The sequence below is a fragment of the Pseudoalteromonas sp. XMcav11-Q genome, from assembly GCF_040104525.1.
Taxonomy (GTDB): domain Bacteria; phylum Pseudomonadota; class Gammaproteobacteria; order Enterobacterales; family Alteromonadaceae; genus Pseudoalteromonas.
On sequence record NZ_JBECOX010000010.1, the window covers coordinates 185,484 to 211,199 of the forward strand.

Here is a 25,716-nt window from a genome sequence, read left to right on the forward strand (position 1 = left end):
TAAACAGTTGCGAAACTATTGTCCATAAATAAGGGAATATTCCCTCGTAACGGTTTCAGATTTCTTATTGTGTCCGCTGCGGACACTTTTTCCGTCCGCGGACACATTTCATCCTCTTCTAAAATAAAATAAATAAATATAATCAACAAGTTAAGTTTTGGCACAAAGTTAGCCTCTTTTACTGCATACAAACTAATAAAGAAGATACGTTATGTGGTTAAGTACTGCTTTTTTAATTTCACCCTTGATGATGTTGGCTGTAGCAACGGTCGTGGCGGTATTTGACTCGTTAATTCGAGGAGAATCATTATGATTAAAGACACAAGCGGACAAGATGAAGTGCTCCAAACTAGTAAATCCAAAAAGAAGCTTGGTCTTGTAATAGCGGGTGTTGTAATTATTGCAGCACTTAGTGCACAAGTCGTGTTTGGTGGGCCAAATGCTAGTAGCTCCGTGGCCAAAGATAGAGTGCAAATTGCAGCCGTGACTTTCGGTGAGTTTACCCGCGATATTGCCGCCACAGGTTTTGTCGTTGCTGCGAATGCACCACAAATTTATAGTCCGGAGCAGGGTTATGTCTCTTTACAGGTCAAAGCGGGTGATAGCGTGACTCAAGGTGAAGTACTAGCCACGGTTAAAAGTCCAACTTTAACCAACCAGCTCCAACAAGAAGAAGCGGAGCTGCAAAGACTGAGTGGTGAGCTTGAAGGGAAAAAGTTAGATGTTAGACGTCAAAACTTGGCGTTAAATCGCTCTTTAGATCTCGCTCGCGTCGAACTATTAGCGGCAGATAGAGAAGACCGACGTGCTCAGTTGTCTATCCAAAAGAACCTCATCAGCCAAATTGATTTAGAAGAAGCGCAAGACGACCTAGCGCGGGCAAAATTAAACTTCAATCATGCAGAGCAAGAAGTTGCGCTAGGCAAAGATACCTTGGCCTTTGAGCTTAAATCTGTTGAGAATCAGCTTGAGCGGCAACGTTTAATTGTTGAAGAATTAAAACGTCAAGTTGCAAGCTTAGATGTGATTGCGCCGGTTTCAGGCATAGTCGGTAATTTATTAGTCGATCAAAATGCGCTGGTTAATGCCAATCAGGGGTTGATGAAACTCGTTGACTTAAGTGCTTATGAAGCCGAGCTTCAAGTACCTGAAAGTTATGCGGCAGAGCTTGGGCTCGGGATGGCCGTCGAGCTCAGGATTGGCAACCAAAATATTTCTGGCGTGTTATCTGCGATTTCTCCAGAAGTAAATAACCGTGAAGTCACCACTCGAGTACGCTTTTCGGACGAAAACATTGATGGCATTAGACAAAATCAACGTTTGTCTGCTCGAATTTTACTAGAACACAAAGAAAACACCTTAATGGTTAAACGTGGTGCTTTTATGAGTGAAGGTGGGCACATCGCTTACAAACTAAGTGGCGATATCGCTGAGCGAATTGAGATCACTACCGGTACCTCAAGCATCAGTGAAGTTGAAGTGCTTAATGGCTTAAAGCAAGGCGATCAAATCATCATCAGTAGTTACGACGCATTCGAACGTGCGCCCAGCATCTTATTAAGATAAGAAGGAAAATAATAATGTTAATTATGAATAATATCGGCAAAGTATACCAAACTGATATGGTGCAAACACACGCACTCAGAGATTTTAACCTGCAAGTAAATGAAGGAGAGTTTATCGCGGTAACAGGCCCTTCAGGCTCAGGTAAAACAACCTTCTTAAATATTGCTGGGATGCTAGAAGGGTACTCTAGTGGTCAATATATGCTAGATGGAATTGATGTTGGTAAGCTTAATGACAACCAAAGAGCTGATCTGCGAAACCAAAAAATCGGCTTTATTTTTCAAGGTTTTAACCTTATCCCAGATTTAAACTTGTACGAAAATGTTGAAGTGCCACTACGTTATCGTGGTATCAAGGCGGCTGAGCGCAAGCGCAGAATTGAAAACTGTCTAGAGCAAGTTGGCCTTGCTGGCCGTGCAAAACATTTGCCACAACAGTTGTCCGGTGGACAGCAGCAGCGTGTGGCGATTGCAAGAGCGCTTGCTGGTGAGCCACGCTTTTTACTCGCCGATGAACCAACGGGGAATTTAGATAGTTTAATGGCGCGTCAGGTGATGGAGTTACTAGAACAAATTAACCGTGACGGCGCAACGATAGTAATGGTTACCCACGACCCGGAGCTAGCAAGGCGTACACCAAGAAACATCCAAATTGTAGATGGACAGGTTGCGGATTTTACTTTGTATCAAGGTAAAGGTGCGGCTTCACAAGCGTTGAAATCTCAGGTGGGAGCTTAAGTTATGTTTGCGCATTACCTTGATTTAGCTTGGCGTAGCCTAAAAGCCACGCCGCTTGCGACTAGTCTAATGACGCTGGCTATCGCCATTGGTATTGGCGTCACTATGGTGAGTTTATCCGTGTATCACATGATGTCCGCCGATCCAATTCCAAGCAAAAGTGGCAAACTCTATGCTGTACAGCTACAAGTGATGGATGAGGGGCAAACCTATCATTCAGCTGATGATATTCCCTTTCAGTTGACATTTTTAGATGCGAAAAACCTGTATCAAACGCTAAATGTCGACAAAAAAGTCGCGATGTTTAAATCCGGTTTTGCGGTTCATGTAAGCAACCCCGAAGTGAGGCCCATGCTGCAAACGACACGGCTAATCACCCGAGAGTTTTTTGCCATGTTTGAGTTGAGTTTTTTGTATGGTGGAGTGTGGAGCCAAAGCCAAGCCGACAATGCTGCACCAGTGGTTGTAATTGACGAAACTATCGCACAAAAGTTATTTGGCCGCAGTGATGTGGTTGGAGAAAGTATTTATTTGGCGCAGCGAAGATATCAAGTAGTAGGGGTAACTAAGGAGTGGCAGCCAAACGTCAAAATGTATGACTTAAACAATGGCGCGTTTGCTGATGCCGAGCGTATCTTCATTCCCTTCAGTCATGCTGCAGCTTATGAGATTGACACTTGGGGTAATACGAATGGCTGGAAGAGGGAAGAGATTAACAACTTCACGGACAAAATGAATTCAGAAATGCTTTGGACTCAGTTTTGGGTTGAATTAGAGAACGAAAAAGAACAACAAGCGTTAGCAACACAACTGGATAATTACATCCAAACCCAACAAGATTTGGGAAGATTTAACCGTAAAACACGAGAGTTTTCACTTCGAAATGTCACTGAATGGCTTGAGTACAATAATGTGGTTAGTGAAGATAACAAAGTCATGATTGGTTTAAGTTTTATGTTCCTTGCCGTTTGCTTAGCCAATATTCTCGGATTGTTACTAGCGAAATTTCTTAAACGAGCCCCTGATGTTGGCGTAAGAAGAGCGCTTGGTGCAAGTAAAACGCAAGTGTTTTACCAACACTTAGTTGAAGTGGCGTTGCTTGGTTTTATGGGGGGAGTGATAGGGATAGTTTTTGCTCAGCTTGGCTTATGGGGGATCCGCAGAACAAGCCATGTATACGAAAGTCTTGCAACGATGGATGTCTCTATGCTGTTAGCAGCGCCGAGCATCGCTATTGTGACTTGTATTCTTGCAGGGCTTTACCCAGCTTGGATAGTGTGTAAAACATCACCTGCTACTTATCTAAAAGTGCAATAAGGAGAGTCCCATGTTGGAATTAAAACCAATTATCAATGCGTTATTGCGCTCTAAAGTTGGTGCCGTACTTGCCATCCTACAACTTGCCTTGACGTTGGCAATTGTCAGCAATTCGCTGTCCATTATTAGTGAGCGCGTCAGCTATCTCAATAAGCCAACTGGCTATCCAGAAGAGTCGATAATCACCTTCAGTGTCATGTCGTTTGACGACAAGGTAGATGCAAACCAGCAGCTTATCGTTGATGAGAGAATACTAAAAAGTATCCCAGGTGTTATAGAAGCTGTGGGAGTGAGTTCGGTTCCGCTTTCAGGAGGAGGTAGCAATTCGGGATTCAGCTTAACCCCAGAAGACGATGGTAAACATACAAACTCGGGGCATTTATACGCCAATGAACAAGTGATCCGTACCTTGGGCGTAAAATTGATAGAAGGCCGTGATTTCACGTCTGGTGATGTCCTGATCTCAAGTGAATACGCTAAGCAACCAGATGTTGTTATTGCCAGTAAGGCGTTTACGGACGAGATATTTGGTGAGGGTAAAGGATTGGGCGAAACGATTTATTATGGTGGCGGCCCGTTAAAAGTCGTGGGGATTGTTGAGCGTATGACTAATGCTTGGCCGCGTTTTAGAAATGCTGATCGCTTAATTATTTTTCCCATGGTCAATGCGAATGGATTTCAAGATTTCTTAGTTCGCACAGATCCGAGTTTGCGTGGCGAAGTAATGAAAAAAATAGAGTCGGTGCTGCTTCAAGAAAATCCAAATAGAGTGATCACCAATATGAAAGGACTTGATGAAGTAAAGGAAAGGTACAACTCTAAAGACATATTGATGCTAAGAATGTTGCTAGTGCTAATCACAGCATTAGTCGTCGTGACGGCGCTGGGAATATTTGGTCTTACTCAGTTTAATATCAGTAAACGTACTAAACAGATTGGTACTCGCAGAGCTTTGGGGGCGCGTAAGTCTGCAATTGTTCGTTACTTTGTGGTAGAAAACCTCATTGTTTGTGCAATTGGCTTAGTACTTGGCACAGTGGCTACGGTTTTCCTAGGACAAAAGCTAATGTCTTTGTATTCAGTGCCACCGCTAGAGGTAAGCTATATTTTGATAACAGCGCTTGGGCTTATCGTGCTTTGTATCGCGTCAGTTATTTTTCCTGCTAAGAAGGCGGCGAACATTTCACCGAGTATCGCGACAAGAAGTGTATAACCTTTATACCAACTAGGTTGTGTAAGCAGCCTAGTTGGTATTACTTAACTTGCCTTGTATTAGTTGTGCTAGTATAGGTAACACGTAATAACAAGAATAAAATCATATGGATAAAATCTTAATTGTGGATGATAATCCTGCAGTGCTTGATGCACTGTCATTGTTACTAGAGCTGCATGATTATCAAGTGGTTACCGCGTGCTCACCGTTAGAAGCAATTAAAGTGGTGTCGTTTCAGCAAATTGCACTAGTTATCCAAGATATGAACTTTAGTGCAGACACCACCTCAGGAGAGGAGGGGGCTGCGCTATTTCACCAATTGAAAGCATTAAATGCAACACTGCCTATTATCTTATTAACGGCTTGGACTGAGCTCACCACTGCGGTTGAGCTGGTAAAAGCAGGAGCGGCAGACTATTTAGCTAAGCCGTGGGACGATCAAAAGTTACTCACCACAATTGCAAATCTCGTTGCGCTTGGTGAGGCACATAAGCAAGTTGCAAACTTTGAACGTTCTGAACAAGAACGCCAACAGTTTAATCAAGGTGCGGATTTATGCGGGTTTGTGTATAAATCGGTGGCCATGCAGCGAGTCATAGATATGGCGCTGCAAATCGCTAAATCTGATGTGTCAGTGTTAATAACCGGTCCAAATGGTAGCGGTAAAGAAAAAATTGCGGAGATCATTCAAGCGAACTCACCACTAAAAAACCAACCGTTTGTCAAAGTGAATGCAGGCGCGCTCCCAAGTGACTTAATCGAAGCTGAGCTTTTTGGTGCTGAGAGCGGTGCTTATACCGGTGCGAATAAGCAGCGTATTGGTCGCTTTGAAGCTGCTGATAAAGGCACGTTATTTTTGGATGAAATTGGTAATTTACCTCTTCCAGGGCAAACAAAATTGCTACGTGTTTTGCAAAGTGGCGAGTTTGAGAAGTTGGGTTCAGTCGAGACAAAAAAAGTATCGGTTCGTGTTATCTCAGCAACGAACGCGGATCTGCTAGCGGATATTCGAGGGGGGAAATTCCGTGAGGATCTATATTATCGCTTAAATGTCATCGAGCTAAACTTACCCGCGTTGTCACAGCGGGTGGATGATATTTTACCTTTGATCGCGCATTTTTTACCTGCAAGAGGACTTACTTCGGATGCCCAGCAAGCATTATGTGAACACCCTTGGCCTGGAAACGTACGGGAGCTTGAAAATGCCTGTAAACGTGCGGCGGTATTGAATCCTGATGGCGAGCTCAGTGCCAAAGATTTTGGTCTTGATGTGCAGGCAAATACAGCACAAGTTAGCGTATCGCAAACCATACGAGAACCCAGTAAAGAAGAATTGGAGCAGGCGCTCAAGACTCACCTTGGTGTGATTGCGAAAGTGGCGCGACATTTTAACATGAGTAGACAAGCGCTTTATCGTCGCTTGCAAAAGTTTGGCATTGAATATTAAGGACAATAATGACGACCTCGCAGCAACATGCATTGATCATTGCCATCAGTATTATTATTGGCCTTATTCCTTTATGGTTCTTACTCGATGACCACAGTGGCTTCATTGTAATAGTGCTGGGCTCCGTCAGTGTTGCACTACTGTTGTATAAACTATTAATGCGTGAAAGCAAAGCGGGGTGGGAGGCGTTAGAAGTCGGCTTGATGAACTTTAAGGATGGCGAATTTTCTACGTCCATTACCTATAACGCTAACAATGAGCTCGGTAGACTGTGTCAGTTATTCAATGAAACAGCAAAGCAGCTGAGAGATGAAAAACAATGGATTTATCAGCGTGAGCTGATGCTTGATAAAGTGCTAGAGTCGTCACCTCAGGTACTTGTCCTTGTCGACTCACAAGATGTGGTGGTATTTGCTAACAATAGTGCAAAAACGTTTTTTAACTGTGAGCACCGCCTTGAGGGTGAGCGTTTTAGTAAATTGTTATCCGAAGTCCCCGATGAACTTCAGCAAGCAGCAAGCAACCAACTTGATGGCTTGTTCTCAATACAAAGTAGCATTGGAGAGTCGCAAATGTGGCATCTCGCCAACGGTGAGTTATTACTCAACAACCACTTTCACAAATTATATATTTTTAAGCAATTCACTCGAGAGTTGAGCCGCCAAGAAGTGCAAGTTTGGAAGAAAGTGATCCGCATCATTAGTCATGAGTTAAACAACTCGTTAGGGCCTATTTCATCTATGCTGCACAGCGGACAGATCTTGGCTGAACGCGTGGATGAACCTAGGCTAAGTCGAGTATTTGCGACGATAGAAGAGCGCATTGTGCACCTTAGCGAGTTTGTTCAGGGTTATGGTAAGTTCGCCAAACTTCCTCTGCCAAACATTGAACCTGTGAATTTGCAGGTTTTGTGTGCGCGACTGCAAAGCCATTGGTCATTCCAGTATCAGCTTAATCAAATGCAATTACAGGCAGACACGACACAGTTAGAACAGTTACTCATTAATTTGATAAAGAATGCGACCGAGTCTGGCTCAAAGATAGAGGAAATCCGCGTTCAATCTGAGCAGCGTAACGACGAGGTTTATATATGGGTGCTCGATAGAGGCGAAGGCATGAGTGACACTGTGATGGCCAACGCCTTAATTCCATTTTACTCTACCAAAGCGTCAGGAACCGGGCTTGGTTTAGCGCTGTGCAGAGAAATTGTTGAAGCACACAACGGTAAGATCAGCCTCTATAATCGCGAAGGTAAAGGTTTGTGCGTCGAAATTCGGTTACCGAACAAATTATCCTGAGTTTAACTCAGGGTAATAAACTCAAGGCTGAACTCATCAATTATTTTGGTGGATCAATCGAATGGTTAATGCTGGCGTTAACCCTAAACCACCCTGCAATTGAATAGCGCTTTTCGTTGGCAACCAGTACTTCATGAGGGAATTCATCACTTAAAAAGGTAACTAGCGTGCCATAACTGGGCAGCACCGTTGTGAGTATCTCGTCGTGATTATCGGGATTGTAAACAACTAGTTCGCCGCCATTGTCTGGTGCCCAAGACTGATTTAAGTACAATACCGTGGTCAAAATTCGGTTGGTCTTTCCCTTAAAGGCGTCCAAATGCTTTTTGTAAAACGCCCCTGGAGGATAAATGGCAAAGTGGCTTTCATAACTAAAGAGTCCCATAAACAGCCGTCTGTTTAAATAGGCTTTTAGCTCGCCCATGTAGTTGAGCCAAACAGATTCCAACTCATTGCTGCTATCTAGCCAGTGAATTTTATCTCTGCGAATTTTCTTATTTTGCTCGTGAGAGGCTAAACGACCAATTCCAGCTTGCTTAAAATCATCACTGCTGAGCTCTGCTATTCTCAATTCCAACTTGGATAAAATGTCGGGACTGACGAAATTTGGCAAAATACTAATGCCTGTGGTTTGTAAGTCCTGAGCTAATTTCTCGAACGGAAATTCTAAGTCTAAATCTAACAATAGCGGTGCCTCTAAAAAAGGTCTTTTTACCCCTTTGTTTGGTACCGATCCAGCGAGTTAATTTTACCTTGTCGATAAGCGAATTTTGTTAATGATGTTTTCGCTGGCGGCTTCGATTAAATCAAGCACATGTTCAAAACCTTGTTCACCGCCATAATATGGATCAGGCACTTCATGCTCACTCATGTCACCAAACGCTAAAAACAGCTGAACTTTATGCGCCAAGCCGGTAGGACAATTAGAGAGTAGGTCGCGGTAATTAGCGTTGTCTGCACACAAAAGTAAGTCGTAATCTTCAAAATCGCTGGGTTTTACTTGCTGCGCTGATATGTCTGAAAAGTCATACCCTCTTGCGCTGCCTGCTGCGACACTGCGTGGATCTGGAGGGTTACCTTGATGATAGCCAATGGTGCCAGCGGAATCGATACAGATTGTTAACTCTGTTGCTGCGAGTTTGTGCTTTAATACCGCCTCCATAGTTGGAGAGCGGCAGATATTACCCATGCAGACGACTAAGATACTAGAAATTGCGCTCATATTGTTGTCCTTCAAGTACGCTTTTATACCAATAGTATTTATTCTCCAAGTCTACCGATTTTTTAATTCAGAGCAAAATATAAGATTCCGGCTAATACCAGTAGTATTCATTCACCCAGTCTAGCGATTTTTTTAGAGCAAAATATAAGGCGTCAGCTAATACCAACTTTATTAGGACGCCAAATTTAACTCGTTAGTTTGGAAGGTTTTCGTGAGGACCAAATACCTCATAGAATATTTGCTCGGTTTGTACACCGGCATTCATCAGTTGGGTTTTGATAAAGCGCATAAAGGCAACCGGGCCGCATAGGTAGAACTCTCCGTCTGTTAGCGGCAAAGTATCTTTGATTGCGTTGATATCCATCAGTCCGGAATGCGTATCGTCGGCTTCTGACTCCAACCAAGTAACCACATTAAAATTTCGGATATTGCTACCAAGCTCATTGATTTCTTGGTTGAAACCTAAGTCACTGTGAGTTTTATTCGCGTGTAAAAAGTGTGCTTCGACTTCAGGTGAATGTTGGCTATGAACACCAAGCATGCAAAGCATAGGGGTTATTCCAACCCCAGCGCTAATGTATACCTTTGGACTGGCTGTGTGTTGTCTGACAAAGTCTCCAGCTGGTGGAGTGAGCTTGAGGGTGTCGCCCGCCTTAAGTGTATGAAGATATTGCGATACGGCACCGTCGTGTTTAGTAGAGATCCTAAGGTACGAACCATTGGGCGCAGCAGACAAAGAGTATTGGCGGATCTGCTGAAACCCTACCACTTCTTTTGGTACAAAGACAGAAACAAATTGTCCAGCTTGGTAATGAGGCAAGGCTTTACCGTCGACAGGCTTGAGATAAAAGCTTTTAATATTTTCAGTATTGCTTATCACCTTTTCAATTGTAAATTCACGCGTTCCTTGCCACCCACCTTGCTGCTCAAGCGCGGTTTGGTACAGGCCATGCTCTGCGGTGATAAATAAATCGGCTAAAAACTGGTAGGCATTAAGCCAAGCTTGTTCTATTTCATCTGTGAATTGATCGCTGAACTCGGCTTTGAGCGTTGCAATTAAATGCCGGCCAACAATAGCGTATTGCTCAGGTAAAATCCCAAGGCTAACGTGCTTATGGTTGATACGTAAAATGGCGTCACTGAGCACTTCTGGTTGATCAATGTAATTGGCATAGGCCGCTAATGCTGCAAATAGTGCCAACGGCTGTTTTCCCGAAGCCTGATGAGATTGGTTGAATACCCCTTTTAACTCTGGGTGTTGATTGAACATGCTATGATAAAACTTGGCGGTGATCTCGGGACCGACCTGAGCCAATAGCGGTGCACTTTGTTTTACCAACTCAATCGTATTGTGTGTAAGCATTAATATCTCCTGTTTGAGAGTAGAGTTAACCTATTCGCCCATCGACGCGTTTTTTTATCAGCATGGGCGCGAAGGTAATGGAAAAAAGCATAAAACCAAAAAACCAAGCCACGGCACTTAACAGCCATGCATTGTGCGGGTTTATAAAATGAATAAGGAATGCGCGGATAAGACCTGATACCGCGATACAGATAAATGCCAGTGTAGTTGTCGTGCCTACCTGTAATAGCCGGCCTGTGTGGCCTAAGGTAACGCGAGTCATCATGGCTAAGATCATTAATCCCATGCCATTAATTGCCACTAAGTGAAGATGACTGCGCAAATGCTCTGGTGCAAAGGTGTTGTTGTATGCGCTAAGTATTAAACCCACTGCGATTGCACAATATGACAGGTACAGTGACCAAAGCAGTGGTACGTTAAATAATTTACCGTTAAACCAATAAATTGCTCTTATCGAATGCAGTAGCCCAAGGAGCAGAAGTGCAGCACTTAAATAGTGAGTATTTTGCATCGTAAACTGCAGGATATAGGTGAAAACGCAGATGATGGCGAGGTAAAAGATCGCCCTGTCTAACCTTGAAGTATGTGGCTTTTGTGCTTGCTGCAATCCTCGGGCAATAAAAAACGGAATAACGCGGCCACCCACTACACCAATCAATAACATGTAAGCAATTAGCGTTGCTTGGCTTGTAGCGCTTAGCAATAAGAAGTGTTGGTTGTGAAGTAAAATCAAAAATACGATGTTGCAGCCACACAACATACTTACAGCAAAAATAAAAACACGATTGTTTCTGGATTTTGCATCAACAATTACGGTCGTTAAATTGATTAGTACAATGAGCCAAAAACTCAGTTGTAGTAGCAAGGTGATGATGATTGATGAATTTGCCACAAAAAAGCTCAGCCTAGCGGCACACCAAATAATACAGAGTGACAGCAGTGCGCCACCATGTAATGTCTGTCTTTGTGTCCAATTTTTTGCAGCGGTTAGCAAAAATCCGGCGACGACAGCACCGCCAAAGCCAAATAGCATCTCGTGGGCGTGCCAATAGGTCGCTGGGTAATCATTACGCCAAACAACATTGCCATTGAGCAATAAAGCCCACACAGAAATACTCACGACAGCGAATAAGCCCGCGAGTAAAAATAGCGCTCTAAAGCCGAGCATCAACACGGGCCAAGTAGATGGTAAATACCAACACACTGCTTTTGGACTGGGCTCTTCTAGCTGGATTAAGCTCATTTACTTAACCTCCAAACCTAGGTGGTATAGACAGACAAGGCGGATGACGTAGGCAAGCTTAATCAAGGCGGCCAATACTATAGTACTAATATGTGCTGCAATTTGTGAGAAGAGGCTGAAGCTTTCAACGCTAAAAAAACTCACTTGCAGTGACAGCATAAACGCTGCGAGTGAAGTGAAAATGGCGATGTTGCTATATCTTAAAAGTTGGTATGCACGGCTCATCGTTAACTCTGCGAATGTTGATATATAGATTGCACGTTGCAGGTGTCACGCCAACTTTAAAATGCTATATAAATCATTGTATTAGTATTTTATTATTGATGTTTGAGTCAAATTGACCTATCTTAATTAGTGTTTATTTGAATAAATTGAGTCTTTTTGACATGAATTCGTTAGCGCTCTCCAAATTGCTTGAGCTTAGTATGTCGTTATCACGACTTTCGTTGGCGCAAGAGGGTCGCGAGGTTAAGCAATACGCTAAGTCCTTGCTTTCAGCATTGAGTCAATCTGTTACCGCTGATGCCATCGCCATTCTTTATGGCGATCAGCATGCATTAACTATCCTAGCTTGCAATGGGTTGAGTGCGGACGCTGTTGGGCGGCAATTTTTGCTTAAAGAGCAACCTAGATTGATGTCCATTTTCGAGTCTGACGAACTAGTTAGTTTTCCTGCCAATAGCGACTTACCTGACCCTTACGATGGTCTGTTGCTCGCCGAAGAAAGTCGCTTACCAGTGCATGCCTGCATGGGATTTAAGGTCGCGCTGCAAAGTAGCATCTTATTGGTGACGTTTGATTGTCTTAAACCGGATAGCTTTGAGCACTTGTCTGAAGTTTATATGAAAACCCTACAAGCAATTGTCTCAAGTAGTGCATTACGTATGTTTGAGGCTGAGCGCCTCTATGAGCAAGCACGTGCATCTACACTTACCCAATCTCAAAAGTCCGTTAAAAAGCAAATTTTAGTAGGAGAGAGTGCGGTGATGCACTCGCTTAAATCAGAAATTGAACTGGTTGCTGGTTCTGAATTTAATGTGCTTATTCAAGGTGATACGGGAACGGGTAAAGAGTTGGTAGCAAAACACGTACATTTTAATTCCCAACGAAATGACAAACCGTTTATACAAATTAACTGTGCGGCGCTTCCTGACTCGATAGCAGAAAGTGAACTCTTTGGTCACAAAAAAGGGGCGTTTACTGGGGCCGATAAAGACCGGTTAGGCAAGTTTGCAGCCGCGGACGGCGGCACGCTGTTTTTGGATGAAGTTGGCGAACTGAGTTTGACTTTACAGAGCAAACTATTACGTGTGCTGCAAAGCGGTGAGGTGCAAGCGGTAGGTGCTGACCGCATTCATATTGTGGATGTTAGAGTGGTTGCTGCGACTAATCGTGATTTAAAAGAAGAGGTGAGACGCGGAAAATTTAGGGCTGATCTTTATCATCGCTTGAGTGTGTATCCTTTATTTGTTCCTCCACTGCTCGAAAGGCTAGATGACATCCCGCTGCTGGTTGGGTTCTTTTTAGAGCAGTTAAGAGGCACGCTCAACGCAAAACAAGTGGTGATGGATAGGCAAGCACTCAGCCGATTAATGCATTACGACTGGCCGGGTAATGTCAGAGAGCTTGAACATTGTGTCAGTCGTGCAGCGTTAAAAGCTAAGCATCAACAGTGGCAGGCTAATATCATTGAGATCCATGACATAGACATCGCGCCAAAACACAATCAACAAATTCAGCAGGCTGAGTGCATGACCACGCAAGAGAAAACACCTCCTGTCGCCATGAAATTCGCCGTCGAGCTACTACAAAAAGACATGATCGTTAACGCGATGGAACGTCATGGGTTTAATTGGTCGGCAGCTGCGAGAGAGCTGGAAATGGATAGAGCAAATTTAGTTCGACTAGCAAAGCGTTTAGGGTTGGATGTTAAAAAGCAGATGAGTTAAGCAGCCAGAGCTGCTTTTATAAATCTCAATAACTTAGCAAGTTTTTTATTCAAAGTTTTGATTGAATACAAGCTGTTCAAAAAATGAAACCCTAAATGTAATGAAAATTGTTATTAATACTCTTATAAGTTGTTTATTTTAAAAGGGTATATTAAGAAAACTGTTATTTTTATTTAATCTTGCGAAGAATAAATATTGAACTAGGGTTATAGGGCGTCACTCGACATTAATAGGGGGCCCTATGCAGGGTAATAAGCAAGTCATAACAGCGCTAAACCAAGTGCTTACGCTAGAGCTAACATCGATAAACCAGTTCTTTCTACACGCAAGAATGTACAAAAATTGGGGGCTTGAAGAGCTAAACGAGAAAGCGTATAAAAAATCAATCAAGGACATGAAGCAAGCAGATGACCTTATCGAGCGCATATTATTCCTTGAAGGGTTACCAAACCTTCAGCATTTAGAAAAGCTACGAATAGGTGAGCATACCGAAGAAATGATGGCGTGCGACTTAGCATTTCAACTCGATCAGCTTCCGACATTGCGCGATGCAATTGCGCTGTGTGAACATGAACAGGATTATGTTAGTCGAGAGCTACTAGAAGACATTCTTGAATATGAAGAGGGCTATGTGGATTGGCTCGAAACGCAGCATTTCTTAATCAAAAATACCGGCATTGAAAACTATCTGCAATCGCAGATTGAGGGGTAAGTTATGCAAGGCAATTCTACCGTTATCGACTTACTCAATAAACAACTTACGCTTGAGCTTTCTTCGATGGATCAATATTTGGCGCATGCCAAAATGTATGAAGATTGGGGACTGGAGAAGCTACACCATAAGTTATCTCACGAATACGAAGAAGAGCTTGATCACGCTAAGCGGATCACGGAGCGCATTTTGTTTTTGGAAGGCACGCCAGATACTGCTTCTCGTGCGCCAATTCACGTCGGTGCTGACGTGAAAGAAATGCTAGAAAATGATTTAGCTGCGGAAATTCTGGTAAAAGATCATTTGAAAAAGGTGATAGCAGTGTGTGAGCAAGCGCAAGATTATGTTACCCGTGAAATGCTCGAAACCCTGTTAGATGACACCGAAATGGATCACATTTATTGGCTTGAACAGCATATCAATTTAATCAAACTAATTGGTTTACCAAACTACATTCAGAGCCAACTTACTAATAGCCCTGAATGATCCCAACCACCGCGCCTACCTTTGGGTGCGGTTTCTTTGTGTGCCATGCGTTGTCTTGGTGATTTAAAACGAGCAAGGTATTCGCTATAAAATTAAGCAATCACAATGATTTGAACTAAAGTTTAGTTATGTGTTGAGTGATTAGTAATACGATGAAAATATTATTACTGTTTTTCTGCCTCCTGAGCTCGGTTTGTCTCGCCGCAAACTCCAAGCAAGCGTTTCGTATTTATCATGACGCTGATTATTCCAATTTAAATGAGTCAGCCGAAGCGATAAAAATGGGGTTTTTAACCGCATTAGATGAAGTAGATAATCAAATCCAAGGTTATAAGATTGAATTGGTGGCCAAAGATCATCGTGGTAATAGTAATCTTAGCTTGCTTCACTTTAAGCAATTTTTAAAAGATCCCAATGCTTTGTTAGTACTTGGAGGCGTGCATTCTCCCCCCTATATCAAATTTCGTCAGTTTATCAACGAGAATAAGGCGCTGCTATTGGTTCCTTGGGCCGCTGGTGGACCAATTACAAGATACCCGAGTAAGGATAATTGGATTTATAGGCTTTCTGTGGATGACACCAAAGCGGGTAAAGTACTCATCAATTATGCAAAGCAACAAGGTTGTGTTGCACCTCATTTACTCCTTGAGGATACCGCATGGGGGCGATCCAATTACGACACACTGTTAGAAGAATATAAAAAATCCAAGCCTAACAACGCACTGCCAGTATCTTGGTTTAACTGGGCAACTAAGAAAAATGAGGCGCGGATCATTATCCATAATATTATTGAAAGTGAGCCACAATGTATCATTTTTGTTGGCAATGCGATTGAGGGAGCTGAGTTTGTAAAAGCCATGGCAAGTATTGACAAGGGGCAGCGCCTGCCCATTTTGAGTCATTGGGGAGTAACTGCGGGTAACTTTTTTGAAGTTATTGGGGATAAGTTATCTGCTGACGTCTCATTGTCGGTCCTACAAAGCTGTTTTTCTTTTGAGAATAAACCATTAAGTGCGTTTTCGGCACGAGTATTTAATCGTGCAAAACAGCTTTTCCCAACCCAGTTTGCTAGGCATGGATTTGTTCAAGCTGCTCCCGGGTTTATCCATGGCTATGATATTGCCAAGCTTCTTATTGCGGCAGCGGAGCAGATAAAACTGACAGATTCAGTCGCGACCAACAGAGCCTTGTTAAAAAGCGCATTTGAGGATTTGCAATCGCCGGTCAACGGTCTAGTAAAGACGTATCAACGGCCTTTTAGTGTCTGGAGTGAAAAAAACGATTCAGCCCATGAAGCGCTAACCGTGCAAGACTTGTGTATGGGACAGTACCAGTCTAATGGCAGTATTAAACTAGTTTATAGTTACCTGGGGTCGCATTGAAAACTAAATTCACCTTAACGAGTAATCGCGCTTTTTACACCTTTTTAGGGCTAACGGCTATCGTTTCACTTCTGCTCAGCGCACTTTTTGTTGGGCTGAGAGCAAACGTCATTGTCGAAGACTTAGTGAAAGAAACGAATGAAACCCAAGCTCAACTCGCAGTTAACAATTTAACTCAGTATCTTGAGAGCCGTAAGCAGATACTCTCTGATCTTTCTCTACACCCTATTATCGTAAATGGTGCGATGGGTACGGGGCTCTCCGTTGCTAAGTTACGAGACTTTATGCGCAGTTTTCAGATCATAGGTAGAGAAGAAAAGTTAATGGTGATTAATGTATTGGGCGATGTTATTTACGCAAACTTTGATTCTCATGAAGTGTTAGACCAAAAACCAAAATGGCTCGATAAAGTGATCAATGCAGAGTTGGGCAGTGCGATAGATCTCACGCAGGTTGGTAACCAGCACTATTTCACAATCGCAGTACCGATTTACTATAACGGCTTTACTGAGGGAGCACTTATTGGCGAATTTTCTACGAGTTTAGAGAGTCTGCTTAGCTCCTCATCATCCACATTTTTTCATAGCATTGGTTTAAAAGGCAGGTGGATTAATTTTTCTAACACCCAAAAAGTTGAAACTTACTTTAGTGTAAGCAGTCTCGATGTTGGCTCCACCGATTTAGTATTGGACTATCGTGTAGAGAAGAGTCAAGTCACTGATGAAGTGAAAATATTTGTGTGGGATCTTATTGGTGCTATTGCCTTTGGACTGTTCCTATCATTTGGCTTTCTCTATTTATTTGGTAAGCAACTTTTGTTAAACCCGTTCAAAAAACTAGAAGAATCAAGGACAACACTCAAACGTAGTGAAGAGCGATTTAAACTTGCAATATTTGGTAGCGATGATGGTCTTTGGGATTGGGATCTTGAGCGGAATGCGGTGTTTTATTCAGACAGATTCAAATCTTTACTAGGCTTTTCGCAAGAGACACAAGCCTTATTCTCTGCGCATATTTCTAGTTTATTTGACCGAGTCCACCCAGAAGATCTCCCCAATTTAGAAAACTCAATTAAGTTTCATATGACGGAAGAAGAGCCTTTTGGTGTCGAGTGCCGAATAAAAACGAGGCAAAACAGCTATCGCTATTTTTGGCTAAAAGGCGCGGCAGCACTTAAAGATGGACAAGCGAAGCGGATAGTTGGCTCACTGTCGGATATTACCGATCAAAAGCTTCACCAAGACGCGCTGAAAAAGGCAAAGGAACAAAATGATTTACTCGCTCAAGCAATAGAGTGCGCAAATGTCGGCATAACGATTGTTGACGCGACTAAGCCTGAATTGCCAATCGTATTTGCGAATAAAACATTTCAACAAATCACCGAATATGGTGATGAAGTACTGGGTAAAAATTGTCGCTTTTTGCAAGGTAAACATACCCAGCAGCAAGCGTTAGAGGAAATCAGGGAAGCAATATTAGCTCACGAATTCGTCAAAGTCGAATTGATCAATTACACCAAATCTGGAAAGGCATTTTGGAATAGTTTACAGATCTCTCCGGTGTTCAACGAACAAAATCAATTAACGGCATTCGTTGGCATCCAACAGGATATTACCGCTGCCGTTGAAGCGAAAAAAGAGCTAGAACAAGCGAAGCAAGCTGCGGAGCAGGGCGCGCAAGCTAAAAGCGAGTTTTTGGCGTCAATGAGCCATGAGATCCGCACGCCAATGAATGGTGTAATAGGCATGTTAAGTCTGCTAGAAGATGAGCACCTTACTCAAACTCAACTACATAAAGTGAGTCTTGCAATGGGCAGTGCCAAGTCACTATTAAATCTCATCAACGATATTTTAGATTTTTCTAAAATTGAAGCGGGTAAGCTTGAGCTTGAGTCACTAGATTTCGATGTTAGGGCATTACTTGGCGAATTGATTGAATCCGTTGCGTTGCAAGCACAGAAAAAGGGACTTGAACTTATTCTAGATGTAACCCAACTTGAAAAGCCATTGGTGCAGGGGGACCCGAGCCGCATTCGACAAATAATCACCAACCTAATTAGTAATGCAATCAAGTTTACCGAGCAAGGCGAGATCATCATCCGAGCTTGGTTTAGTGAAGTGGATAATAAACTGAGATTTCATTGCTCAGTTGAAGATACCGGCATAGGGATACCAGAGGACAAAGCGGATAGGCTTTTTGCTAAATTCTCTCAAGTTGATGCCTCTACGACTAGAAAGTATGGAGGGACTGGACTGGGGCTTGCCATTGTCAGACAACTCTGTGAATTAATGGATGGCGATATCGCCGTTAGTAGTCGGTTTGGACATGGTAGCCAATTTGAATTTTTCGTGACTTTGATCCATGGCGATAATACTCAATTCGAAGCTGCAAAAATTGATTTACAAGGGATAAAAATACTCCTAGTTGACGATAACCTCTCAGCCTTGACGAGTTTGGAATCTCAATTGAGGCACTGGGGGGCGGATGTGTATAAAGCCAGCTCTGGAATACAAGCACTCTCGCTGTGTGAAGCTGAATACCAACGTGATAAAAATGTGTTTGATATCGCCTTACTGGATATGACGCTTAGAGGCATGTCGGGTGAGCAGCTCGGCGCTGCACTAAAAAATGATAAGCGATTCAAAGCGATAAAACTTATCATGATGACGCAAATGGGTACTAAGGGGGATGGCCAGTTTTACGCGGAGCGTGGCTATTCAGGCTATTTTCCAAAGCCCGTGACAACCAAAGACCTTTTTGATGCGTTAACCATTTTAGCTGAAGATGGCAAGGCGCTGGCGAATGCGAAACCACTGGTTACGAGTCACTATCTGAAACTGGTAAGAAAGGCGAACGAAACCGAATTTACGTGGCCAAAACCTTGTCGTATTCTACTGGTTGAGGATAATAAGGTGAACCAAGTTGTCGCATTAAGTATGCTCAAAAAATTGGGGATAACCCATATTGAAGTTGCCGAAAACGGACTGCTTGCCATTGAACTGCTCAAGTCACATCAAGATGAATGTCAATTTGAGCTAATCTTAATGGATTGTCAGATGCCTGAAATGGATGGCTATCGGACTACCGAGTTAATCCGAGACGGAGCCGCAGGTGAGAGTTATCAGGGAGTAAAAATATTAGCCATGACAGCCAATGCAATGTCCGGTGATAGAGAGAAGTGTTTAAATGCAGGCATGAACGATTACCTCACGAAGCCCATTTCGGAAGAGCCATTGAGCGAGAAACTACAATATTGGCTATACAAAAGCGAATATGCTTCCACAGACGATACAGAAGAAACGACTTAAGGGGGTAACTGAAGCAAATTGGCAATATTTCCTATCTATGATAATCTTTACTGTATATAAAAACAGTTGTCTGAATTTGTGTTGAGAAAAGAATTACCCGCCAAATATTACTTAAGCCACTTTAGTGAGCTTAGCGATTATTTACTTAAAGTATGTCAACCGCTATTAAGTAGTGCTCAGCGTGAGCTGCTGGCTGAGCTACACCGCTTGCCTGAAGATGAATTGTGTTTGTTAGTGCGGTTTATTTCCCGCAAAACTCCTTTTCTGGATATCAATTCACTGCGCTACGAAGAGATCAATAATATTTGTGAAGTCGCGTTTTCATTAAAAGCAAAGGGATTACTTCGTCAGGTACAACAAGACGACTTTCAAGCGCTGCTGCATTGCTTAACTAAACCATGTTTAATTGAACTTGCCGAGCGAGAGAATTTAACTACACTGCCAAGTAAATCGGCAAAAAAATCGCTATGGGTAGCGCATATCAATCAATCTGTCTGCGTTGAACATCTAAATGCACAAGAATACCTATCCCAGTATCTCACACTCTCATTTCAAGCCGATATCGACTACTTTCTATTTTTGTACTTTGGCAAGGTAGGCTTTAGCTTAGCGCAATTTTCGATGCGAGATCTTGGTGTAATGAATACCAGGAGCGCTGACGCCGCTTACCATGCACATTTTGAGCAAAAAGCAGAAGCCGTGAGCGCGTTTTATTATGCAAATGCACTCAGTGAGCTCAAAAATGCCCCTGAAGATGAATTAGTGTGGCGTGCTAGACAGGCCGCAGCGCAACAATTGCCAAAGGTTGATGGGCAATATGCAGTGGCTGCACATGCAAATTACCTGTTAACGCTTGCCAGAAAGTTAGGTCCTGAATTTTCCCATTTTAAAACCTTACTAGGTATGACTGAGCACCCTCAAGCTTGTGAGATGTTGATACGACATAATTATAAACAAGGTGAAGTTGAGCTGGTGCGAGAGCAATTAGAGCGCATTTTGCAGGGGGAAAGCGATGAAACATTGATGATCTTTGCGGAAGACTTTTATCAGCGTAAATTTAACCAAAAACGCACTTCTGTACTTACGGATATGCTAAGAAAAAGTCAACCAGCGATCCAAATTGATGAAGCTTTTAAGGGACAAACAGAAGCTGGCGTCATTGCTTATTATAAACGTCATGACATTGAGGCCTATCATGTTGAAAATGAAATTTGGCTGGCCTTATTTGGGTTGACCTTTTGGCAAGAACTCTTTTATCACCCAAAAAGTATCGTTGCTAATGGGTTTTCTAGAACTCCGCTGGCGTTAAAAGAAAATCGCTTTTACAACGAATTTGAGGAGGAGATTGAATGTCGCTTAGCGAGTTTTACAGATACTTCTGCTTGGGTGAACTGGCTTCTACGCCAGATGAGCGAACATTACGGAGAAGCTAATCGGTTGTTTAATTGGCATGATAAGATGCTCGACTCAATAAAAATATTATTGTCTTACTTGGCAATTGAGGATGTCAAATCTGTTTTAAGGCTAATGTGTAGTGATTTTCATCTGATGAAATCTGGTTTTCCCGACCTGATGATAGTCGACGAAAAAGCGGGCTTAAGGTTTGAAGAAATCAAGGCACCAGGTGATAGTCTTAGCCGAAGTCAGCTAGTTAACATTTCTAAACTCTTGCAATGCAATATTCCCACGCGACTGCAAACCGTTGAATGGCATATTTGCAAAGAGCAACCTTATGTCGTTGTCGATATTGAAACCACCGGTGGCAACAAGGAGTTTGATCGCATCACCGAGGTAGCCATGGTAAAAGTCGTTAACGGCGAGGTCGTTGCTAAATGGCAATCACTTGTTAATCCGATGCGTCGTATCCCACAAAAAATCACTGAACTGACAGGGATCACTCAGGCAATGGTGAGTGATGCTCCAAGTTTTTTTGAAATTTTGGAGCAAGTTGAGCTGTTTAGCCAAGGTGCTATTTTTGTCGCGCATAATGTGAACTTTGATTATGGCTTTATTCGGCAGGAGTTTGCTCGAGTCGGCCGAGAGTTTACTCGTGCGAAGTTATGTACTGTGCAGTTAGGCCGAAAGTTTGTGCCGGGCCTGCGCTCATATGCGCTAGGGGCATTTTGCCAAGCGATGAATGTACCTTTGGTTAATCATCACCGGGCGATGGATGATGCTTATGCTACAGCTGAAATTTTCATTCAAATCAACACAATAAGACAGGAAAAGTAGCATGTCAGCGGTTCGTTTAATGCATCAGCAGATGGGCCTATTTTGGGGGGCTGGCGTGTGGTTAGGGGCGCTTTGCGTATCTAAGCTACCTTGGCAAGCGATTATTTCTGCAGCGGTGTTGTTGGTTATCAATGTATTTATATTTGCGCTTTTTTGGTGGGATAAGCGCGCTTCAACACTTGCTCAATCGCGCATTCCTGAGCGTAATTTACTACTGTGTGGGTTACTTGGGCTCAATATTGTCACACCAGTGGCAATGTATATGCTCAGGCATAAAACCATCAAACCTAGCTTTAATTTTAAGCTGTTGATGGTGCTCATAATGCAGACTATTGTATTCGGTATGCTGTTTATTTGGTTATTTATATAGGCCCTAATACGTTAGTAGAATTTTTTATTGATAAATTTTCTTTATTGACTAATTATCAGTAGGATAATTGGTATCAATGAGAGAACAATAATGAATAAACTAGAGACGTTATTAAGTCAGTATGCCATGTATCATCGCAGCAAAAGAAACATTCTGACTCACTTTTTTGGGATCCCGTTAATTGTCATTGCTGTTGTGGGTATGACTTTTATTCCGCTATTCAGTGTATCGGGAGTAGCCATTACCCTTGCCGCACTGATAGGGGTCGTTTTATGTGGCTATTACCTGATGCTATCCCCCATTTTTGGGCTCATGATGAGCGCCATCATACTGGCTTTTTATTTTCTTGTTCAAACGTTGAATCCGCTCATCGTTAATGCAGGAATAATGACGGTATTGTTTTGGGCTGGTGTTTTCTTTGTAGGTTGGGTGTTACAGTTTATAGGGCATTATTTTGAGGGAAAAAAGCCTGCGTTTGTCGATGATTTGATTGGTTTAGCAATTGGACCACTGTTTGTACTTGTAGAGCTTTTATTCGTATTGGGGCTATGTAAAGAGCTCGAAAGCAAAATAGTGAATAATGCTGGAGAGTATAAGGCATAGGTAAATAGTTGGGCAGAAATGCTATTTCTGCCCAACTAACAATATCGCTTAAGTTGTCATGCGAGTTTCTAATTTAGAGCCTTTTATTATCGTGATATCTTGGCAATTCAATCTTACTCGACCACAGCGAGTTTCTAATAAAAAGGTTGCTTCTGGGTAATCTTCGCCACCAGAATCGACAAATTGCTTGCGTGCGCGGTGAACCATAATGTTCATATGGTTTGTTTGTACACCGAGTGCTTTTGCTAAGTCATCGCGGTAAACCCAACCTTGAACATCCGATTCAAGGCCAGCATCTTTATCTTGGATCCGAGTTCTGGCAAGCAGCAACAGTAAGTAGTGATGACTTCTGACGCCTAAATCTAGGTGTTTATCGTCAACACTTAGTGTTAATTGGGTATCTTCTTCGTCTTGACTTACATTGAACTCTAGCGCCATTGGCTTGGCAGCTTTTTGGCATTCAAGGTGCTTAGTTACAGCGATTGTCGTGGCAGAAAAAAACATCCATTGGTCGTTCATCAGCGATACAATGCTGCCATCTATTAAGGCTTGTCGATCTGAAGTATTGAGATCTTCTAAAAACCAATAGTTGAGCAATTTATCATAGTAAATGATGTGTTTAGGATCATCTTCACTAGGTAGTAGAAGTTGATTCGTTACTTCTACTACTTTTTGGTTGTTTGACTGAGAAACTAGATATTGACACTCGGTTTGCAAGTTCGCCGCCACAAACGAGTTTTGACCAGGTGCTGCAAAATCAATCTTATCATTTTCGAATAGCTGATACGGCAGGTTCTTGTCGAGCTTTTTATCGTTTATCCAGATGCCGTTTGTACTCACATCTCTGATAAACCATTTGTTTTCATTGAGTTCGATAATGGCGTGATGTCGCGATACTCCCGGCTTGTCTATCAAGGTATCTACACTATATTTATAGCGGCCTACCGTATGATAGCTTTTAAGATAGACTCGTTCGAGTTTCTGTTCGTCGATTAAATAAGCCATAGTTAGTTCCGTATAACTTTGATGAAAATTACATGCTTATACAAAATAGATATCACAATTCAGCAAGGCGTAAATTTCATCTATATCAATGTATAAGTGCCGTGAAGCATACAATTTTATTTCCTTCTACTCAATGATAAAGACCCACGAGGTGGGTCTCGTTGAGGGAAGAATTCACCAGTACTTATCGTACCGGCTTGGTCTAATTTGGAATTACAGTTTTTCTAGTTTGACGCGGAACTCCAATGCCTAAACCAATTGTTTGATATTAGGGTGATAAATCCTAGCAAACATCTTCAGTCTAATTCGTTTGCTTAAATTTAGCTATTACACGGCATTACACTGAGATTACAGGAGTTTTAGACTTCATTGACTTGAATATATTCACTGTATAAACCATATTTTAATTAGAGAGGAGTGAGGTTAGCTCTCATGTGCTCGAGTTTTCGTAATCTCTCTTACTTTTCCAGTTACCTAAAATAATTTTTTACTGCCTTTGCACTGGTTGTTCTTTTTATTTTTAGTTGTGGATTGTTCACAGCAACATAAAAACCAGACTTTCGAAGAGCTTTATAGAAGCAGGAGTATAAAATGGGCCAATACAAAGCGTTAAAAACCGTTAAGTTGGAAGGGGTATTTCAGCTTTGTGATCACTTCGATTCAGAACCTTTAAATATGGACAGTAGTGCGATTAAGGTGGTGACTGACTTTACTCGCAGGCAGCCTCAGGTGATAGCAAAAGACGTCGATATTGATCATGCTTTATACATGATGAAAAATGGCCATGTGCGCTCAAAGCTCGTTGTCGACGAAGATGATAATTTCTTGGGAGTGGTAAACTGTCGCGACCTTACGGGTAGAAAGGTCTTAAGTGTTGCCCAGCGAAAGCAGGTGTCGAGAGAAGATGTGTGCGTTGAAGATGTGATGGTGAGTAAAGAAGAGCTCTACGCTGTTCCCTATGAAATGGTTGCTAAAAGTACAATAGGAGATGTGCTTGAAACCTTACAAAGTTTAGGATTGCAGCACGTTTTATTGGTTGGTTCGGAAGGGCTCAGAGGTATGATCTCAGCTAGTGACATCGCAAGAGCATTGCATATTCCAGTGAGTATTTTGCAAAAACCGACTTCATTCAAAGAAATCTTTGGGGTTGTTAGCGGTAAGGAAGACTTAGCGAATTAGGTTTTATTATAACAGTTCGTGTTGTTTTCACCGGAAAGTTTAGCGCTTAACAATATGACAACTTGGTAGATCCTGTTCATTCTCCTAGCTCCTAGGTGTGGTTTTTAACAAACCACACCTTCTGAAAACTTATAGGCTTTCGCTTTGTAGGTATTTAATGGCCCCTCTAATTGCTGCCACTTGACCCGCGATACAGTTTTCTGGTGTTGCGTTTTGACCATCAGGGTAAACTTCTGTTGTTGTTACAAAAGCGGCATTTGTCATACCCATACATAAACCTAGTGCAGTACCGTCATAATTAATCACACCGTGCTGTTCTAAATCAACACCGATTAACTGCCCATGGTCATCTGCATCAGCAATCTGTGTTACCGCAGCCACTTCTTCGATAATACGTTTTTGAAATTTAGCTTCCGGTTTTTGTGTATGTCCGACTAAATAGAAACCGTCAGGAATGTTCCAATTGTGATTCTCTTTACCATCTCTTGCTGCCAATGCTGGGCGGAATTCTGAGTTGTCGGAATCTGTGGTTTCGTGTAAATCAACATGACACAGAATATCCGCTGCTTTCTTATTGACAAAGTCTATTGCTGATCGAGACTCAAGCGCTGGACTATCCGCATAAAAAGAGCGATTAGGGTCAATGGCTTCTGGGTTCCAGCGGTTTATCGTTTCATAGCCCCAAGGACTCAAGCAAGGCAAGATAATGAAATTATAAGCCTGTTCATATTGTTGTGCTTCTGATTTGGCAAAAGCAAGAGCGCCATGTACACCGCTTGTTTCATAGCCATGCACGCCGCCGGTAACCAGTATGGTCGGTTTGTTTTGCTGCCAGTTTTTTGTTGTTAATGCATATAGAGAATAAGTTTGGTTGGGGTAGTCAAGCTGACCATACTCGGTGACGTCAAAAGTGTGCTTGAGCGCTTCTATTTGAGTTACGACTTCTTCAGAATATGAGCGTTTTATCGATTGGTTTTCTAACCACAATGTTTTTTCTTTGGAAGTCCAAGGTACGCCGAGCGTACCTATAGCATATTGTCTTTGCATAATAACCTCGTTATAAGTTTAGGTTATCTTACTCAAT

At 42.4% G+C, this 25,716-nt stretch carries 21 protein-coding genes; 15 read left to right on the top strand and 6 right to left on the bottom strand.

All coding sequences use genetic code 11. The features are described 5' to 3' along the window. The first annotated feature begins 309 nt into the window (after positions 1-309). From ABMY45_RS16570 to ABMY45_RS16595, 6 genes are all read left to right on the top strand, one after another. Positions 310-1,566, top strand: coding sequence for an HlyD family efflux transporter periplasmic adaptor subunit (locus tag ABMY45_RS16570; protein ID WP_349289187.1), 1,257 nt, complete (start codon positions 310-312; stop codon positions 1,564-1,566). A gap of 14 nt (positions 1,567-1,580) precedes the next feature. Continuing rightward, positions 1,581-2,303 (top strand): ABC transporter ATP-binding protein, encoded by a 723-nt coding sequence (locus tag ABMY45_RS16575; protein WP_010607521.1) that lies wholly within the window; start codon positions 1,581-1,583, stop codon positions 2,301-2,303. A 3-nt stretch (positions 2,304-2,306) separates the two neighbouring features. After that, the gene (locus ABMY45_RS16580; RefSeq protein ID WP_102058592.1) at positions 2,307-3,620 is read left to right on the top strand and encodes an ABC transporter permease; all 1,314 of its coding nucleotides are present in this window, start codon (positions 2,307-2,309) and stop codon (positions 3,618-3,620) included. A gap of 10 nt (positions 3,621-3,630) precedes the next feature. After that, positions 3,631-4,833, top strand: a complete 1,203-nt coding sequence (locus ABMY45_RS16585) for an FtsX-like permease family protein (RefSeq protein WP_266071390.1) — start codon at positions 3,631-3,633, stop codon at positions 4,831-4,833. Positions 4,834-4,939: 106 nt separating this feature from the next. Beyond that, positions 4,940-6,280, top strand: coding sequence for a sigma-54 dependent transcriptional regulator (locus ABMY45_RS16590; protein WP_349289188.1), 1,341 nt, complete (start codon positions 4,940-4,942; stop codon positions 6,278-6,280). A gap of 8 nt (positions 6,281-6,288) precedes the next feature. After that, on the top strand, positions 6,289-7,578 hold the full coding sequence (locus tag ABMY45_RS16595; protein WP_349289189.1) for an ATP-binding protein: 1,290 nt from the start codon (positions 6,289-6,291) through the stop codon (positions 7,576-7,578). A 40-nt stretch (positions 7,579-7,618) separates the two neighbouring features. Here ABMY45_RS16595 and ABMY45_RS16600 read toward each other — a convergent pair whose 3' ends face one another. The 4 genes from ABMY45_RS16600 to ABMY45_RS16615 form a co-directional block, all read right to left on the bottom strand. Continuing rightward, entirely contained in the window at positions 7,619-8,263 is a 645-nt protein-coding gene (locus ABMY45_RS16600) for a 2OG-Fe(II) oxygenase (RefSeq protein ID WP_010374811.1), read from the bottom strand. Between the two features lie 63 nt (positions 8,264-8,326). Beyond that, the gene (locus ABMY45_RS16605) at positions 8,327-8,800 is read right to left on the bottom strand and encodes a low molecular weight protein-tyrosine-phosphatase (protein ID WP_206471103.1); all 474 of its coding nucleotides are present in this window, start codon (positions 8,798-8,800) and stop codon (positions 8,327-8,329) included. 193 nt (positions 8,801-8,993) lie between these two features. Next, entirely contained in the window at positions 8,994-10,163 is a 1,170-nt protein-coding gene (gene hmpA, locus ABMY45_RS16610; protein ID WP_349289190.1) for an NO-inducible flavohemoprotein, read from the bottom strand. Between the two features lie 25 nt (positions 10,164-10,188). Next, positions 10,189-11,406 (bottom strand): NnrS family protein, encoded by a 1,218-nt coding sequence (locus ABMY45_RS16615; protein ID WP_349289191.1) that lies wholly within the window; start codon positions 11,404-11,406, stop codon positions 10,189-10,191. Positions 11,407-11,792: 386 nt separating this feature from the next. Here ABMY45_RS16615 and norR point away from each other — a divergent pair, with 386 nt between their 5' ends. The 8 genes from norR to ABMY45_RS16655 all read left to right on the top strand — a co-directional run bounded on the left by norR (position 11,793) and on the right by ABMY45_RS16655 (position 22,448). After that, positions 11,793-13,355, top strand: coding sequence for a nitric oxide reductase transcriptional regulator NorR (gene norR / locus ABMY45_RS16620; RefSeq protein WP_349289192.1), 1,563 nt, complete (start codon positions 11,793-11,795; stop codon positions 13,353-13,355). Positions 13,356-13,596: 241 nt separating this feature from the next. Next, a complete protein-coding gene (gene bfr / locus ABMY45_RS16625; protein WP_010374801.1) occupies positions 13,597-14,067 on the top strand; it encodes a bacterioferritin in 471 nt (156 codons plus the stop codon). A 3-nt stretch (positions 14,068-14,070) separates the two neighbouring features. Beyond that, positions 14,071-14,553, top strand: a complete 483-nt coding sequence (gene bfr, locus ABMY45_RS16630) for a bacterioferritin (protein WP_349289193.1) — start codon at positions 14,071-14,073, stop codon at positions 14,551-14,553. Positions 14,554-14,705: 152 nt separating this feature from the next. Continuing rightward, entirely contained in the window at positions 14,706-15,935 is a 1,230-nt protein-coding gene (locus tag ABMY45_RS16635; protein ID WP_349289194.1) for an ABC transporter substrate-binding protein, read from the top strand. Further along, on the top strand, positions 15,932-19,243 hold the full coding sequence (locus ABMY45_RS16640) for a response regulator (RefSeq protein ID WP_349289195.1): 3,312 nt from the start codon (positions 15,932-15,934) through the stop codon (positions 19,241-19,243). Before ABMY45_RS16635 ends, ABMY45_RS16640 begins: the two co-directional genes overlap by 4 nt. Before the next feature lie 78 nt (positions 19,244-19,321). Next, positions 19,322-21,475, top strand: coding sequence for an exonuclease domain-containing protein (locus tag ABMY45_RS16645; protein ID WP_349289196.1), 2,154 nt, complete (start codon positions 19,322-19,324; stop codon positions 21,473-21,475). Position 21,476: 1 nt separating this feature from the next. Then, positions 21,477-21,845, top strand: a complete 369-nt coding sequence (locus ABMY45_RS16650; RefSeq protein ID WP_349289197.1) for a DUF1294 domain-containing protein — start codon at positions 21,477-21,479, stop codon at positions 21,843-21,845. Between the two features lie 90 nt (positions 21,846-21,935). Next, positions 21,936-22,448, top strand: coding sequence for an Mpo1-like protein (locus ABMY45_RS16655; RefSeq protein WP_174170723.1), 513 nt, complete (start codon positions 21,936-21,938; stop codon positions 22,446-22,448). 48 nt (positions 22,449-22,496) lie between these two features. Here the strand turns inward: ABMY45_RS16655 and ABMY45_RS16660 are convergent, their stop codons facing one another. Then, complete coding sequence (locus ABMY45_RS16660) at positions 22,497-23,453, bottom strand: FHA domain-containing protein (protein ID WP_010374789.1); 957 nt, start codon at positions 23,451-23,453, stop codon at positions 22,497-22,499. A 591-nt stretch (positions 23,454-24,044) separates the two neighbouring features. Here ABMY45_RS16660 and ABMY45_RS16665 point away from each other — a divergent pair. Next, positions 24,045-24,632 (top strand): CBS domain-containing protein, encoded by a 588-nt coding sequence (locus tag ABMY45_RS16665; RefSeq protein ID WP_010607539.1) that lies wholly within the window; start codon positions 24,045-24,047, stop codon positions 24,630-24,632. 129 nt (positions 24,633-24,761) lie between these two features. Here the strand turns inward: ABMY45_RS16665 and ABMY45_RS16670 are convergent, their stop codons facing one another. After that, a complete protein-coding gene (locus ABMY45_RS16670; RefSeq protein WP_349289198.1) occupies positions 24,762-25,679 on the bottom strand; it encodes a M14 family metallocarboxypeptidase in 918 nt (305 codons plus the stop codon). Between the last annotated feature and the right edge of the window lie 37 nt (positions 25,680-25,716).

Bases quoted from the DNA above. Each gene is read 5' to 3' on its own strand.
- ABMY45_RS16580 (WP_102058592.1), top strand. From the start codon at position 2,307: ATGTTTGCGCATTACCTTGATTTAGCTTGGCGTAGCCTAAAAGCCACG.
- ABMY45_RS16650 (WP_349289197.1), top strand. From the start codon at position 21,477: ATGTCAGCGGTTCGTTTAATGCATCAGCAGATGGGCCTATTTTGGGGG.
- ABMY45_RS16605 (WP_206471103.1), bottom strand. From the start codon at position 8,800: ATGAGCGCAATTTCTAGTATCTTAGTCGTCTGCATGGGTAATATCTGC.
- norR (WP_349289192.1), top strand. From the start codon at position 11,793: ATGAATTCGTTAGCGCTCTCCAAATTGCTTGAGCTTAGTATGTCGTTA.
- ABMY45_RS16665 (WP_010607539.1), top strand. From the start codon at position 24,045: ATGGGCCAATACAAAGCGTTAAAAACCGTTAAGTTGGAAGGGGTATTT.
- ABMY45_RS16575 (WP_010607521.1), top strand. From the start codon at position 1,581: ATGTTAATTATGAATAATATCGGCAAAGTATACCAAACTGATATGGTG.
- hmpA (WP_349289190.1), bottom strand. From the start codon at position 10,163: ATGCTTACACACAATACGATTGAGTTGGTAAAACAAAGTGCACCGCTA.
- ABMY45_RS16660 (WP_010374789.1), bottom strand. From the start codon at position 23,453: ATGGCTTATTTAATCGACGAACAGAAACTCGAACGAGTCTATCTTAAA.
- ABMY45_RS16655 (WP_174170723.1), top strand. From the start codon at position 21,936: ATGAATAAACTAGAGACGTTATTAAGTCAGTATGCCATGTATCATCGC.
- ABMY45_RS16570 (WP_349289187.1), top strand. From the start codon at position 310: ATGATTAAAGACACAAGCGGACAAGATGAAGTGCTCCAAACTAGTAAA.
- ABMY45_RS16635 (WP_349289194.1), top strand. From the start codon at position 14,706: ATGAAAATATTATTACTGTTTTTCTGCCTCCTGAGCTCGGTTTGTCTC.
- ABMY45_RS16615 (WP_349289191.1), bottom strand. From the start codon at position 11,406: ATGAGCTTAATCCAGCTAGAAGAGCCCAGTCCAAAAGCAGTGTGTTGG.
- bfr (WP_010374801.1), top strand. From the start codon at position 13,597: ATGCAGGGTAATAAGCAAGTCATAACAGCGCTAAACCAAGTGCTTACG.
- ABMY45_RS16585 (WP_266071390.1), top strand. From the start codon at position 3,631: ATGTTGGAATTAAAACCAATTATCAATGCGTTATTGCGCTCTAAAGTT.
- bfr (WP_349289193.1), top strand. From the start codon at position 14,071: ATGCAAGGCAATTCTACCGTTATCGACTTACTCAATAAACAACTTACG.
- ABMY45_RS16670 (WP_349289198.1), bottom strand. From the start codon at position 25,679: ATGCAAAGACAATATGCTATAGGTACGCTCGGCGTACCTTGGACTTCC.
- ABMY45_RS16590 (WP_349289188.1), top strand. From the start codon at position 4,940: ATGGATAAAATCTTAATTGTGGATGATAATCCTGCAGTGCTTGATGCA.
- ABMY45_RS16595 (WP_349289189.1), top strand. From the start codon at position 6,289: ATGACGACCTCGCAGCAACATGCATTGATCATTGCCATCAGTATTATT.